Annotated in this window: 12 protein-coding genes; 11 read left to right on the top strand and 1 reads right to left on the bottom strand. The window is 67.2% G+C overall.

Annotation, left to right across the window (positions count from 1 at the left end; genetic code table 11):
- From B447_RS20505 to B447_RS20480, 6 genes are all read left to right on the top strand, one after another.
- On the top strand, window positions 1-361 hold a 361-nt coding region (locus tag B447_RS20505), incomplete at its 5' end, for an ATP-binding cassette domain-containing protein (protein WP_002945478.1).
- 14 nt (window positions 362-375) lie between these two features.
- Window positions 376-1,167, top strand: a complete 792-nt coding sequence (locus B447_RS20500) for an ABC transporter ATP-binding protein (RefSeq protein WP_002945475.1) — start codon at window positions 376-378, stop codon at window positions 1,165-1,167.
- Between the two features lie 40 nt (window positions 1,168-1,207).
- The gene (locus B447_RS20495; protein ID WP_002945472.1) at window positions 1,208-1,807 is read left to right on the top strand and encodes a hemerythrin domain-containing protein; all 600 of its coding nucleotides are present in this window, start codon (window positions 1,208-1,210) and stop codon (window positions 1,805-1,807) included.
- Between the two features lie 59 nt (window positions 1,808-1,866).
- A complete protein-coding gene (locus tag B447_RS20490) occupies window positions 1,867-2,736 on the top strand; it encodes an alpha/beta fold hydrolase (RefSeq protein WP_002945470.1) in 870 nt (289 codons plus the stop codon).
- Window positions 2,737-2,781: 45 nt separating this feature from the next.
- Entirely contained in the window at window positions 2,782-3,564 is a 783-nt protein-coding gene (gene dmpE, locus B447_RS20485; RefSeq protein WP_002945467.1) for a 2-oxopent-4-enoate hydratase, read from the top strand.
- 58 nt (window positions 3,565-3,622) lie between these two features.
- The gene (locus B447_RS20480) at window positions 3,623-7,222 is read left to right on the top strand and encodes an indolepyruvate ferredoxin oxidoreductase family protein (protein WP_269745268.1); all 3,600 of its coding nucleotides are present in this window, start codon (window positions 3,623-3,625) and stop codon (window positions 7,220-7,222) included.
- A gap of 167 nt (window positions 7,223-7,389) precedes the next feature.
- On the opposite strand, the gene B447_RS20475 is transcribed toward B447_RS20480, so the two are convergent.
- A complete protein-coding gene (locus B447_RS20475) occupies window positions 7,390-8,187 on the bottom strand; it encodes a DNA-binding transcriptional regulator (protein WP_002945461.1) in 798 nt (265 codons plus the stop codon).
- A gap of 196 nt (window positions 8,188-8,383) precedes the next feature.
- Between B447_RS20475 and mhpA the strand changes: the two genes are divergently transcribed.
- The 5 genes from mhpA to B447_RS20450 form a co-directional block, all read left to right on the top strand.
- On the top strand, window positions 8,384-10,108 hold the full coding sequence (gene mhpA, locus B447_RS20470; RefSeq protein WP_002945460.1) for a bifunctional 3-(3-hydroxy-phenyl)propionate/3-hydroxycinnamic acid hydroxylase MhpA: 1,725 nt from the start codon (window positions 8,384-8,386) through the stop codon (window positions 10,106-10,108).
- Window positions 10,108-11,055 carry a 3-carboxyethylcatechol 2,3-dioxygenase gene (locus B447_RS20465; RefSeq protein WP_002945458.1) on the top strand — a complete coding sequence of 316 codons (948 nt, stop codon included), beginning with the start codon at window positions 10,108-10,110 and terminating at the stop codon, window positions 11,053-11,055. The genes mhpA and B447_RS20465 overlap by 1 nt, the downstream gene beginning before the upstream one ends.
- A gap of 87 nt (window positions 11,056-11,142) precedes the next feature.
- A complete protein-coding gene (locus B447_RS20460) occupies window positions 11,143-12,282 on the top strand; it encodes an ABC transporter substrate-binding protein (RefSeq protein WP_002945440.1) in 1,140 nt (379 codons plus the stop codon).
- A gap of 151 nt (window positions 12,283-12,433) precedes the next feature.
- Complete coding sequence (locus tag B447_RS20455) at window positions 12,434-13,471, top strand: branched-chain amino acid ABC transporter permease (RefSeq protein ID WP_002945438.1); 1,038 nt, start codon at window positions 12,434-12,436, stop codon at window positions 13,469-13,471.
- Window positions 13,468-14,978 (top strand): branched-chain amino acid ABC transporter ATP-binding protein/permease (locus B447_RS20450; RefSeq protein WP_002945435.1); only part of this gene is annotated, 1,511 nt, incomplete at its 3' end. The genes B447_RS20455 and B447_RS20450, both read left to right, overlap by 4 nt.

The following is a 14,978-nucleotide window of genomic DNA, read 5'->3' as shown; positions in this document are numbered from 1 at the left end:
CCAGATCGAGCGTGTGGGTCTCAAGGACCATATGTTCGACGAGGCCGGCAGTCTTGCGCTTGGCCAGCAGCGCATCCTCGAGATCGCACGGGCCCTGTGTGCCGACCCCTGCCTGCTGCTGCTCGACGAACCCGCGGCCGGCTTGCGCTACAAGGAAAAGCAGGCGCTCGCCGAACTCCTGAAGAGGCTGCGCTCGGAAGGCATGGCCACGCTGATCGTCGAGCACGACATGGATTTCGTGATGAACCTGGTCGATCGCGTGGTGGTGATGGAGTTCGGCCAGAAGATCGCCGAAGGCCTGCCGGAAGAGGTGCAGCAGAACCCGGCGGTGCTTGAAGCCTATCTGGGCGGCGTGGAGTGAGCGAGGAGAACGCGATGACACAACAAACCCAAGCCAGCGCGCCCTCGAACGCGAGTGCGAAGAACCCGGTGCTCGAGGTCAAGGAGCTGTGTGTGTCCTACGGCAAGGTGGAGGCGCTCACCAATGCCAGCCTTACCGTGGGCGAAGGCCAGATCGTCACCGTGATCGGCCCCAACGGGGCGGGCAAGACGACGATGCTGTCGGCGATCATGGGCGTGCTCGGCTCCAAGGGGCAGGTCGCCTTCGACGGCAGCCTGGAGGTGGTGCCCGAGGTCGAGCGCATGGTTGCGCGCGGCATGACCCTGGTGCCGGAGAAGCGCGAGCTCTTCGGCGAGATGAGCGTCGAGGACAACCTGGTGCTGGGCGCCTTTCAGCGCTACCGCATGGGCAAGCGCGACCACGCGCAGACGCTCGAAGAGGTCTATGCGCTGTTCCCGCGCCTGAAGGAGCGCCGAGACCAGCACGCCGGCACCATGTCGGGCGGCGAACGCCAGATGCTGGCGGTGGGCCGCGCGCTGATGGCCAAGCCCAAGCTGCTGATGCTCGACGAACCCAGCCTGGGCCTTGCTCCGCTGATCGTGCGCGAAATCTTTCGCATCATCAGCGAGCTGCGCCGGCGCGGCGTGTCGATCCTGCTCGTCGAGCAGAATGCGCGCGCCGCACTCCAGGTGGCCGACTACGCCTATGTGCTCGAGACCGGCCAGATCGCCATGCAGGGCCCGGCGCACGCGCTCGCGGACGATCCGCGCGTGATCGAGGCCTACCTCGGCTTCGGCGGCAAGCATCAGGCGATGCTGTCGACCTGAGTCCGCCCCCGCCGGAATCCACCCGAAAAAGGACACCCCTATGGACGCGATGCGCATCCTGATGGACGAACACCAGTCGCTGGCCGCGATCATCCACGCCATCCGCCACATGATTGGCGAGATCGGCGCGGGCCGCCTGCAGCCGGACCACAAGCTGCTCGAGGCGATGGTGCATTACCTCGATGCCTACCCCGAGAAGCGCCACCACCCGAAGGAAGACGAATTCCTCTTTGGCCCGCTGCGCGCGCGCACGCATGACGCGGATGCCGCGCTCGACCGCCTCGAGGCCGAGCACGGCCAGGCCGAGGCCCGCATCGCGGTGCTCGAGGCCGCGGTGAAGGCCTACGCGCAAGACCCGGCCGGCGCCTTCGAGTCCTTCAAGCGCGCCTTCGAGGACTATGCCGCCTTCTACCGCAGCCACATGATGACCGAGGAGCGCGAGGTGCTGCCGCTCATCCGCAAGCACTTCACCGCCGAGGACTGGGACAAGGCGAACGCCGGCTTCGTCGCCGACGACCCGCTCTCTGGCACCCGCGCCACCGCGCGCGCCGGCGAGGAAGACTTCGCGCACATCTTCTCCAGGCTCGTCGCCGCCGCACCCGCCCCCATCGGGCTCGGCGCAGGACCGTACAAGGGCTGAACACCCGCCATTCACGGCAGACACATGCCGCGCCCCCAACACCAACAGGACCTACACCGATGAGCACTCAGACCGCTCCCCTGACCGAAGCCGCCACCAGCCACCTCGTCCGCCTCAAGGTGAACGAGTTCGACGTGCAGGTGCACTACAACGACTGCGGCACCGGCGAGCAGACCGTCGTCATGCTGCACGGCTCCGGCCCCGGCGCCACCGGCTGGGCCAACTTCCACCGCAACGTCGACGCCTTCGTCGGCGCCGGCTACCGCGTGGTGCTGATGGACTGCCTGGGCTGGGGCAAGAGCGACCCAATCGTGTGCACCGGCTCGCGCTCGGACCTCAACGCCCAGACACTCAAGGCCCTGCTCGACGCCCTGCAACTCGACACGGTGCACATCGTCGGCAACTCGATGGGCGGCCACAGCGCGGTCGCCTTCGCGCTCGCCAACCCGACCCGCGTCGGCAGGCTGATCCTGATGGGTGGCGGCACCGGCGGTCCGAGCCAGTTCGTGCCCATGCCCACCGAGGGCATCAAGCTGCTGCAGGGCCTGTACCGCGAGCCCACGATCGAGAACCTGAAGAAGATGATGAGCGTCTTCGTCTTCGACCCGGGCAGCATGACCGACGAGCTGTTCCAGGCCCGACTGGACAACATGCTGGCGCGCAAGGATCACCTCGAGAACTTCGTCAAGAGCCTGGCCGCCAACCCGAGGCAATTCCCCGACCAGGGCCCGCGCCTAGGCGAGATCGCCGCGCCGACGCTGGTGATCTGGGGCCGCGACGACCGCTTCGTGCCGATGGACGTCGCCCTGCGCCTGATCTGGGGCATGCCCAATGCCGAGCTGCACATCTTCAACCGCTGTGGCCACTGGGCGCAGTGGGAGCATGCGGACAAGTTCAACCGCATGGTGCTCGACTTCCTGGCGCACTGAGCCAGCCTGACCGAACTCCGAGAAACCATCCGACGAGATCCCTAAATGGACGAAAGCACGATCCAGCGCTGCGGCGACGAACTCTACGCGGCCCTGCAGGACCGCAGCCCGATTGCGCCGCTCACCGAGCGCCATCCCGGAATCGGCATCGAGGATGCCTATCGCATTCAACAGCGCATGATCGCCCGTCGCATCGAGGCGGGCGAGCGCATCGTCGGCAAGAAGATCGGCGTCACCAGCAGGGCGGTGATGAACATGCTCGGCGTCGACCAGCCCGACTTCGGCATGCTCACCGACGCGATGGTCTACGGCGCGGGCGAGCCGATCCCGACCTCGTCGCTGATTCAACCCAAGGCCGAGGGCGAGATCGCCTTCGTGCTCAAGCACGACCTGACCGGGCCGGGCGTGACCGCGGCGGATGTGTTGCGGGCGACCGAGGGCGTGATGGCCTGCATCGAGATCGTCGACTCACGTATCCGCGACTGGAAGATCCGCATCCAGGACACCGTGGCCGACAACGCGTCCTGCGGCGCCCTCGTACTCGGCTCCAGGCTGATCGACGTGCGCGACCTCGATCTCGTCACCTGCGGCATGGTGCTGGAGAAGAACGGCGAGGTCGTGGTGACGGGCGCCGGCGCGGCGACGATGAATTCGCCCGTCAATGCCGTCGTGTGGCTGGCGAACACCCTCGGCCGCCTGAGGATCGGCCTCAAGGCCGGCGAGATCGTGCTGTCGGGCGCGCTCGGCGCCATGGTGCCGATCAGCGCCGGTGACAACCTCCACATGAGCGTCGCCGGCATCGGCGACTGCTCGGCACGCTTCGTCTGACCACGAGCGCGGATTACAAAACTGGGCCGGAGGCGCACGAGGCCCTCACCGCCGGCCCTTGCCCCAAGACCGGCGCCACGCCGACAGAGACACAGAGGAACCCACGATGTCGTCCAAACAGGACCTGACGCGGCAATTCACGGCAGAAGAGGGGATCATCCACATCGGGGGCATCGAGGCGCTGGTGCGCCTGACGATGGACCAGATCCGCTTCGACCGCCGCCGCGGTCTGAACAACGCCATGTTCATCTCCGGCTACCGCGGCTCGCCCGTGGGCATGCTGGACGCCAACTTCATCAAGCAGCAGAAGCTGCTGATGCAGCACAACATCCAGTTCGTCGACGGCCTCAACGAGGACCTCGCCGCCACCGCCGTCTGGGGCACCCAGATGATGCACACGGTGGGCAAGCAGAAGTTCGACGGCGTGGTCGGCACCTGGTACGGCAAGGCGCCGGGCGTCGACCGCTCGGGCGACGCGCTCAAGCACGCAAACTACACCGGCACCCTGCGCAATGGTGGCGTGCTCGCCATCTTCGGCGACGACCCGAGCTGCAAGTCGTCCTCGCTGCCGAGTCAGTCGGAGGCCATGTTCTACCACGTCGGCATCCCCTCGCTGTACCCGGGCAACGTGCAGGACATCCTCGACTTCGGCCTGCACGGCTACTACCTGTCGCGCATCTCGGGCCTGTGGGCGGGCCTCAAGATCGTCACCAACGTCGCCGACGGCAGCGGCAGCGCGATCGTCGACCCCGACCGCCTGAAGTTCATCACCCCGGTGGTCGAGCTCGACGGCCGCCCCTACAGCCCCGAGGTCAACCTCGGCATGAACGTGCGCAAGGACGCGCTCGACATGGAGCGCACGCTGTACTACGCGCGCCTCGAGCTCGCCCGCCAGTATGCGCGCGAGAACGGCCTCAACAAGGTCACGCTCCCCAACGTCGACGCCTGGCTGGGCATCATCACCGCCGGCAAGACCTACCACGACCTGCGCCAGGCCTTCATGGAGATGGGCCTGGACGACGACGCCCTGCGTCGCGCCGGCGTGCGCATCCTCAAGATCGGCATGCTCAACCCGCTGCAGCCGGACGACATCCGCGACTTCGCACGCGGGCTCGAGGAGATTCTCGTCGTCGAGGAGAAGCGCCCCTTCATCGAGCTGTTCGCCAAGGAGATCCTCTACGGCACGGCCAACGCGCCGCGCATCGTCGGCAAGCGCGACGAGGAAGGCTGCGACCTGCTGCCCTTCCACGGCGAGTTCGAGTCCGACATCATCGCCCGTGCGCTCCACGCCCGCCTGTCGCGCAAGACCCGGCTGGAGTCGGCCGAGGCCTGGATCCGCCGCCTGGACGAGATCCACAGCCGCAACGCGCTGACCACGCTGACGCGCTCGGCCTGGTACTGCTCGGGCTGTCCGCACAACACCTCCACCAAGGCCCCCGACGGCAGCATCGTGTCGGCCGGCATCGGCTGCCACACGATGGCGATGTGGATGAAGCGCGGCGTGGTCATGGGCACCCACATGGGCGCCGAGGGCGCGCAGTGGATCGGCATGCAGCCCTTCACCGACACGCAGCACATCTTCCAGAACATGGGCGACGGCACCTACGCCCACTCAGGCAGCCTGGCGGTGCGCTACTGTGCGGCGACCAACACCAACATCACCTTCAAGATCCTGGTCAACAGCCACACCTCGATGACCGGCGGCCAGGAGATCATGGGCGCCGAGCCGGTGCGCAACCTGGTGGCCGAGCTCGTGGCCAACGGCGTCAAGCGCATCATCGTCACCACCGAGGACCTGTCGCGCTACAACGCGGTCAATCTCATCGGCAACACCGAGGTCTGGCACCGCGACCGCATCATGGAAGCGCAGAAGCTGCTCGCCGAGACCGAAGGCACGACCGTGCTCATCCACGACCAGGAGTGCGCCGCCGAACTGCGCCGCCAGCGTGGCCGCGGCAAGGCCTGGGAGCCGGAGGCGGTCATGGTGATCAACGAGCGCGTGTGCGAAGGCTGCGGCGACTGCGGCGAGAAGTCCAACTGCATGTCGGTCGAGCCGGTGCAGACCGAGTTCGGCCGCAAGACCCGCATCCACCAGCCCTCGTGCAACAAGGACTACTCCTGTGTGAAGGGCTTCTGCCCGTCCTTCCTCACCATCACGCCCAAGGCCGACCCCAAGGCCGGCGAGGTGAAGAAAAAGAAGAAGGGCCGCCTGCCCGCGCTCGAGCGCGAACTCCCCGACCCCGTGTTCAAGGTCGACCCGGACAACTTCGGCGCCCACGTCATGGGCATCGGCGGCACCGGCTCGGTGACCGTGGCGGCGACCATCGCCAACGCTGCGCGCATCGACGGCAAGTGGGCGGTGGGCCTGGACCAGACCGGCCTGGCGCAGAAAGGCGGCGCAGTGATCTCGGACATCAAGGTCACTGCCACCCCCTTCGACGGCGCCAACAAGATCTCCGACGGCAGCACCGACCTCTATCTGGGCTTCGACATCCTCAACGCCACCGACAACAAGAACCTGGACAAGTGCCACCCCGAGCGCACGATCGCGATCGTGTCGACCGGCCAGGCGCCCACCGGCTACATGGTGTCGGACAAGGCGGTGCAGTTCCCCAACGTCGATCGCCTGACCCAGGGCATCGACCGCGTCAGCCGCCGCAACGACAACGTCTATCTCGACGCGCAGACGCTGGCCGAGGGCCTCTTTGCCGACAGCATGGCGACCAACATGTTCATGGTCGGCGTGGCCTACCAGGCCGGCGCGCTGCCGATCAGCGCCGCCGCCTTCGAGACCGCGATCCGCCAGGCCGGCGTCGGGGTCGACATGAGCCTGCTCGCCTTCAAGTGGGGCCGCATGGCGGTGCTCGACATCGACTACGTCCACGCCGAGATCCGCAAGTACGAGGCCAAGGCGCCCAAGCTGCCCGAGCTGACCGCCGAGGCGCGCCAGATCGTGGATTCGGTCGGTGCCAGCGGCGAAGTGCGCCGCCTGCTCGAGATCCGCGTGCCCGACCTGATCGGCTACCAGGACGCCGCCTACGCCCGCCGCTACGCGGCCAAGGTGAAGCGCGTGATGGAGGCCGAACAGCGCGTCGCACCGGAAGGCTCAGCGCTCACCGAAGCCGCCGCACGCTACTTCTACAAGCTGATGGCCTACAAGGACGAGTACGAGGTCGCCCGCCTGCACTCCGACCCGGCCTTCCTCGCCGAGCTCGACGCGCAGTTCCCGCACGGCTACACGGTCGAGTACAACCTCGCCCCGCCGCTGCTCTCCAAGCGCGACCCGGAGACGGGTGAGCCGATCAAGCAGAAGTACGGCCCGTGGGTGCTGAAGGCCTTCCGCCACCTCGCCAGGCTCAAGCACCTGCGCGGCGGCAAGTGGGACATCTTCGGCAAGACCGAGGAGCGTCAGCTGGAGCGCCAGGCAATCGAGGACTACGACCGCCTGCTCGACACCCTGTGCGACAAGCTCAGCCGCGACAACCTCGCCATCGCGGTCAAGCTCGCCAGCATGCCCGACGAGGTACGCGGCTACGGCCACGTCAAGGAGCGGCACATCGCGCTCGCCAAGGCCAGGCAGGCGCAGCTGATGGCCGACTTCAACAACCCGCAGGCCGCCAAGGCCCGCGGCGCGGCGCAGGTCGTGCAGTTCGTCTGATCGGTAACAGCCCCACCCAGGGGCCATGTACCGGGATTCAAGGCCCTGACCCCCGCCTCACCGCGGGCGTCGGGGCCTTTTCATTCTTCCTGAACCGACCGTCACCCCTGTACCTGCGCGTGCGGATCGCCCCTCCCCTCGCGATCGAAAATACAATGCGCTCGGCCTCACTCCACCGGCTCGTTCAGCGCCACTTCCAGCTGGCGCCCTGCCTCGACCAAGGCCGGCAGGTAGCGGGTGGCGGCCTCGGCGTGCGAGACCGCGCGCACGAGGTAGATCACGTTGATGCTGGCAATCACCTTTCCGCTCTGGAACACCGGCACCGCGATCGCGCCGATCTTGCGCTCCGCGCTCCAGTCGCCCTCGTTGGAGCTGTAGCCGCGGCTGCGCGTCTGCTCGAGCAGGTTGGCGATGAACTTGCCGTCATTGGCCAGCGCCGCCTGCACCGGATCGCGGCGCAACAGCACCAGCAGCGCCTCGCGCTCGGCGTCGGCGCAATAGCAGAAATAGGCGCGCCCGGCCGCGGTCAGCAGCATCGGCAGACGCTCGCCCACCATCGCACGGTTGAAGGACAGCGAGCTGAAGCGATGCGTCGACTCGCGGATCAGCATCGAGCCGCCGTCGGGCGTGCATAGGTCCGACGGCCAGCGCACCTGCTGCAGCAGCTGGGCGAGCACCGGGCCCGACACCATCGAGATGCGCTCCTCGTCCTTGAAGCCTTCGGACAGGGCGCGCACGTTCAAGGTCAGCACGTAGCGGTCGTCCGACACGCTGCGCTTCACATAGCCCTCTTCGATCAGCGTCTCCAGCAGCCGGCGCACCGTCGTGCGGTGCAGCCCGGTGCCGGCGGCAAGCTGCGCGAGCGAGGCGCGCCCCTTGTCGTGCCGGTTCAGCACGCGCAGCAACTCCAGCCCGCGGGCAAGGCTGCGCACCGTTCCGTAGTCGGCGCCCGTATCAGGCCTCATTTCAAAATCCTTTGTAAACAACGTTGTGCGCTATGTGGACGGTGGTCGAAGTGTTTTTGTTTGGACTGTCGAGAATTTCTAGACTCCGTCCAACTGATCGCCACATAAAAAACGCTTCTTACCCGAATCCGCCGCCGCACATCGCCCTGGCAACCGGCGATCCCGCGCAGCCCCGCACACAACAGGAGTCCGCAACATGAACGAAAACACCCGCTTCGATGCCGACGTCGTCGTCGTCGGCGCCGGCCCGGTCGGCCTCGCCCTCGCCAGCATGCTCGGCCTGCACGGCGTCAGGGCCATCCTGCTCGAGCGTGGCGACGAGTTGATCGACTACCCACGCGCGGTCGGTATGGACGACGAGTGCCTGCGCACGCTGCAGGGCATCGGCATGGCCGAAGCGGTGTTGCCGCATCTGACCCCTTACCACTGGATGCGCTTCGTCACCAAGAGCGGACGCTGCTTCGCTTCGATCGAGCCGCGCACCGACGAGTTCGGCTGGTCGCGCCGTAACGCCTTCAACCAGCCGCTGGTCGACCGTGTGCTGCTCGACGGCCTCGAGCGCTTCGACAACGTCGATGTGCGCCTGGGCAGCGACGTGCTGCGCTTCGAGCAGGACAGTGAGGGCGTCAGCCTCGACGTCAAGCGCAGCGACGGCACGGTGTACACCCTGCGCACACGCTGGCTGGTCGGCAGCGACGGCGGCCGCAGCCCGATCCGCACCGCGCTCAACGTCGGCTTCGGCGGCTTCACCGACACCTCCAAGTGGCTGGTGGTGGACGTGCGCAACGACCCGCTCGGCGTCCCCAACATCTACATGCACTGCGACCCCTCGCGTCCGTATGTGTCGGTTGCCCTGCCGGATTCGATCCGCCGCTTCGAGTTCATGATCTTCGAGAACGAGACCGAAGAGGAAATGACCCAGCCGCACAACATTGCCATGCTGATGGCCAAGGTGCTACCGCCGGGCGTCGATGCCACGAGCCTGGACTACATCCGCAAGCGCGTCTACACCCACAACGCGCGCATCGCCGACCGCTGGAAGGTGGGCCGCGTGATGCTCGCCGGCGATGCCGCGCACATCATGCCGGTGTGGCAGGGCCAGGGCTACAACACCGGCATGCGCGATGCCGCCAACCTGGGCTGGAAGCTCGCCTACGTGGTCAAGGGCATCGCCTCCGAGAAGCTGCTCGACACCTACCAGCTCGAGCGCCCGCCGCACGCCAAGGCGATGATCGATCTTTCGGTGACCGCCGGCCGCATCTTCTCGCCGCGCAACCCGGCGGTGGTCGCCGCGCGCGACTTCGCCACCTGGGCGCTCAACCTGGTGCCGCCAGCCAAGCGCTACTTCACCGAGATGCGCTTCAAGCCGATGCCCAAGTACGAGACCGGCCTGGTCGTGTCCGAGGCCGAGGTCAACACCGAGCCCGGCGTCAAGCAACTGCTCTGCCAGCTGGCGCGCAAGACCCCGCTGCTCGGCCGCCTGATGCCGACCAAGCGCGTGGGCAAGAACTCGCCGGTCGGCAAACTCTTCATCCAGCCCAGGGTGCGCACCCGCGATGGTGAGGTCAAGCTGCTCGACGACGTCATGGGCAGCGGCTTCGCCCTGGTGTGCTGGGGCGTGGATCCGAGCTTCTGGCTCAACCAGAAGAGCCGCGACATCCTCGCCGCGCTCGGCGGGCGCATCATCACCGTCAAGCCGGTAGTGCAGATTCATCGCGACCGCGATATCGGCCCCGACGCCATCGTCGTCGGCGACGAACAGATGCGCCTCAAGGAGTGGTTCGGCACCTACCCGGGCGCGGTGGCGGTGATCCGTCCCGACCGCTTCGTCGCCGGTCTCGCCTACCCGGTCAAGATCAACGAACTGCTGGCGCAGATCGCCGACAAGATGGGGCTGAACGTGAGCCAGGGAGCCGCCTGATGCAAGCCCGCCTGCAGTGCCTGTCGCACACCCCGCTGAAGGGCTACTTCGATCCCGAGGCCGCCATCGTCAAGGAGGTGGCCGGGCTGGTCGCGACCCTGCGCGCGGAGGTCGAGGCCTTCGACCCGGAGGTGATCTACCTGTTCTGGCCCGATCACCTCAACGGCTTCTTCCTCGAGCTGATGCCGCAGTTCTGCATCGGCATGGCGGCCGAGTCGGTGGGCGACTACCAGACCTCGGCCGGGCCGCTGAACGTGCCGCGCACGCTCGCCGAAGCCTGCGCGCAGGCGGTGGTCGATGCCGGCATCGACCTCGGGTTTTCCTACCGCATGCAGGTCGACCACGGCTGCGCCCAGCCGCTCGAAGAGCTCACCGGCGCGCTCGACCGCTATCCGGTGGTGCCGATCTTCATCAACTCGGTGGCGCCGCCGGTGGTGAGCTTCCAGCGCGCCCGCCAGCTCGGCGAGGCGGTCGGCCGCTTCGCCCGCGAGCAAGGCCAGCGCGCGCTGTTCATCGGTTCCGGCGGCCTGTCGCACAACCCGCCGGTGCCACAGCTGGCAACCGCGGTCGACCCGGAAGTCATCGCCCGCCTGATCAGCAACCGCAACCCCTCGCCGGAAGCCCGTGGCGCCCGCCAGGCGCGCACGATCGCCGCCGCCGAGGCCTTCACCGCCGGCGCCAGCACCCTGCATCCGCTCAACGCCGCGTGGGACCGCAAGCTCATGGAACAGCTCACCGCGCGCGACTGGCCGGCGCTCGACGCCTACCGCAACGCCGACATCACCGCCGACGCTGGCGGCTCGGCGCACGAGGCCAAGACCTGGGTCGCGGCGGTGGCCGCGATGGATGCCGCCTGCGCCGGGACCTGGACAGCCGAGCAGCGCTACTACCGCGAGATCCCGGAGTGGATCGCCGGCTTCGGCGCCCTCAGCGGCAGCAATGCCTGACCTGAAGCGCCCAATCACCCTCGACCCCAAGCAAGCCCGGAAACACAGCGCAACATTCTTAATACCCAGAGAGACCAGGAGATAAAAATGAAGCTTCGCCTCAAGACCCAGATTGCTGCCCTTGCCCTCACCCTCAGCGCCGGCCCGGCGCTCGCCGACATCAACGTCGGCGTCGTGTTCTCGCTCACTGGCCCGGCCGCCTCGCTCGGCGCCGAGACGCGCAAGGCCATCGAGTTCATGCCCACGAGCCTCGGCGACGAGAAGATCAACTACATCGTGCTCGACGACGCCACCGACCCGACCAACGCGGTCAAGAACACCCGCAAGCTGGTCGGCGAAAACAAGGTCGATGCCATCATCGGCCCTAACCTGATCACCAACGGCATGGCGATGGTCGACGTCGCCAACGAGGCTCAGGTGCCGATGCTGTCGATCGCGCCAATCGACCCCGCCGCCGACAAGCGCGCCTGGGCCTTCCGCGTCGAGCCCACCGCCGACGTCATGGTCGGCCGAGTGGTCGAGGACATGAAGGCCAAGGGCGTCAAGACCGTCGGCTTCATCGGCTTCTCAGACTCCTGGGGCGAGCTGCTGCTGAAGGCACTGACCCAGACCACCCAGGCCGCCGGCATCAAGATCATCGCCACCGAGCGCTACGCCCGCACCGACACCTCGGTGACCGGCCAGGCGCTGAAGGTGTTGTCCGCCCGTCCGGACGCGGTCTTCGTCGGCGGCTCGGGCACGCCCGCCGCCCTGCCGCAGACCACGCTGCGCGAGCGCGGCTTCAAGGGCCCGATCTACCAGTCGCACGCCGTCGCCAACAAGGAGTTCCTGCGCCTCGGCGGCAAGAACGTCGAGGGCGCGCGCCTGCCGGTCGCCCCGGTGCTGGTCGCCGAGCAGCTGCCCGACGGCCATCCCAACAAGGCCGCCGGCGTGGCCTTCCTACAGCAGCTCGAAGGCAAGCTCGGCGCCGATTCGCGCTCGACCTTCGCCGGTGCGGCCTACGACGCCGGGCTGCTGCTCGAGAACGCCATGAAGGAAGCAATCAAGACCGCCAAGCCGGGCACCCCCGAGTTCCGCGAGGGCATCCGCAAGGCGCTCGAGGGCACCAAGGGGCTGGTCGGCGTCAATGGCACCTACACCCTGAGCGCCGAGGATCACGGCGGCTACGACCCGAAGGCGGTCGTGCTGATCGAGGTCGCCAACGGCAAGTGGTCGCTCGTCAAGTAAGCAAGCCAACGCATGCGCGCTGTCTGCCCCCGGTGAAGGCGCGCGCATTTCCCATGCACTTCCCCCATGAGACGCCGCAGGCAGCCCCCGGAACGGGTGCCCTTGCGGGGCAGCAGCATGCTGCGTCCGGGGCGGAGCGAAGGAGGACGAGATGGATTCAAGTGTTGCACTGATCCTGGGCCAGGACGGCATCACCAACGGCGCGATCTACGCGCTGCTGGCGCTGGCCCTGGTGCTGGTGTTCGCAGTCACGCGGGTGATCTTCATCCAGCAGGGCGAATTCGTAGCGTACGGCGCGCTGACGCTGGCGATGATGCAGTCGGGCACGGTGCCGGCCACGGTGTGGCTGCTGCTGGCGATGGGCGTGCTGGTGACCGCCTTCGACGGCGCCCGGGCCTTGAAGGCGGGCCAGATGCAGCGCGCCGTGGGCGTAGCGGGCTGGAACCTGGCCTACCCGCTGGCGCTGGCCGGGCTGCTGTCGGCGCTGCCGGCCAATGAACTGCCGCTGGCGCTGCAGGTGATCCTGACCCTGGCGATCGTGGTGCCGATGGGGCCCATGATGTACCGCCTGATGTACCAGCCGATCGCCTCTGCGCCGGTGCTGATCCTGCTGATCGTGTCCGTGGCCCTGCATATCGCGATGGTGGGCCTGGGGCTGCTGTTCTTCGGCGCCGAGGGGCACAGAACGCCGGCCTTCAGCGAGCTCAGCTTCGATCTCGGCCCGCTGATGGTGACGGGGCAGACGATCTGGGTGCTGGTGGTGTCGGTGCTGCTGATCGTGGCGCTCTACCAGTTCTTCGAACGCACGCTGTACGGCAAGGCCTTGCGCGCAACCGCGATCAACCGCGTCGGGGCGCAGTTGATGGGGATCTCGCCCGCGCTTGCCGGCAAGCTCACCTTCTTCCTGGCCGCTTTCATTGGCGCGCTCTCGGGCGTGCTGATCGCCCCAATCACCACCATCTATTACGACACCGGATTCCTGATCGGGCTCAAGGGCTTCGTTGCCGCCATCATCGGCGGCCTGGCCAGCTACCCGATCGCCGCGCTTGGCGCCATTGCAGTCGGGTTGCTCGAAGCCTTCGCTTCATTCTGGGCCAGCGCGTACAAGGAAGTCATCGTGTTTACGCTAATCATCCCCGTGCTGCTGTGGCGTTCGCTGACCAGCCACCACGTGGAGGAGGAAGAATGAGAACCGACCGTCTGGTGCTGGGGGCCTTCCTTGCCCTGCTGTTGATGGTGCCGGCGATCCTTTCGCCGTACTACGTGACGCTGCTCAACTACATCGGCCTGTATGCGATGGTCGCCCTCGGCCTGGTGCTGCTCACCGGCGTGGGCGGGCTCACGAGCTTTGGCCAGGCGGCCTTCGTCGGCCTGGGGGCCTACACCACCGCTGCGCTGACCACGGCGACGGACCTGCCGGCCTGGCTGGCCTGGGTGGGGGCTTCGCCCTGGCTCACGCTTGTGGCGGGCTTGCTCATTACCGCTGCCGTGGCGGTCCTGCTGGGTTCGCTCACGCTCAAGCTGTCGGGCCATTTCCTGCCCTTGGGTACGATCGCCTGGGGCATCAGCCTGTACTTCCTGTTCGGCACCATGCAAAGCCTGGGCGGGCACACCGGCATCACCGGCATTCCGCCCATCGAGTTGTTCGGCTGGACGCTCGATGGCGGCGGCGAGATCTTCTACCTGATCTGGGCCTTCCTGCTGCTGGGCATGCTCACCACCCACAACCTGCTCGACTCGCGCGAAGGGCGCGCGATCCGCGCCTTGAAAGGAGGCAGGGTGATGGCAGAGGCGATGGGTGTCGACACCGGCCGTGCGCGCATGATCATCTTCGTGATTGCCGCGCTGCTGGCCTGTGCCTCGGGCTGGCTGTATGCGCACATGCAGCGCTTCGTGAACCCGACTCCGTTCGGTGTGCATATCGGCATCGAGTATCTATTCATGGCGGTGGTCGGCGGTGCTGGCTATGTGTGGGGGGCGATCGTCGGCGCGGGCGTCATCACCGTGCTCAAACAGTGGCTGCAGGATTGGCTGCCGAGCCTGCTGGGCGCGAGCGGCAACTTCGAGATGATCGTATTCGGCATCCTGATGGTGCTGGTGCTGCACCGCGCCCGTGAGGGCCTGTGGCCGATCCTCAAGAAGCTTGTGCCGATGCGCACCATCCACAAGACGATCGATGCCCAGGCCGAGCCTCTGCCGCGGCGTACGCTGCCCGCGCCCGGGACGCTGATCCTCGAGGCCAAGGACGTCACGCGCAGGTTCGGCGGTCTGGTGGCGAACAACAACATGAGCCTCGAGGTCAAGGCCGGCGAGATCCTCGCCTTGATCGGCCCCAACGGTGCGGGCAAGAGCACGATGTTCAACCAGATCTCGGGTGTCGATACGCCGACCTCGGGCGAGGTGCTGTTCCTGGGCAAGCCGGTGGCCGGTCGTGACTCGCGTGAGATCGCCCGCATGGGCATGAGCCGCACGTTCCAGCATGTGAAGCTGCTGCCCACCATGAGCGTGCTCGAGAACGTGGCCATCGGCGCACACCTGCGCAGCCACAAGGGCGTGCTCAGCTCGGCCTGGCGCCTGGACCGCGCCGAAGAGGCGCGCATCCTCAAGGAGGCCGCGCACCAGATCGAGCGTGTGGGTCTCAAGGACCATATGTTCGACGAGGCCGGCAGTCTTGCGCTTGGCCAGCAGCGCATCCT

Origin of the sequence: Thauera sp. 27, assembly GCF_000310125.2 — a bacterium.
GTDB lineage: Bacteria > Pseudomonadota > Gammaproteobacteria > Burkholderiales > Rhodocyclaceae > Thauera > Thauera mechernichensis.
The sequence above is the reverse complement of the archived record's forward strand: the minus strand, read 5'-3'. Positions and strand labels throughout refer to the sequence as shown.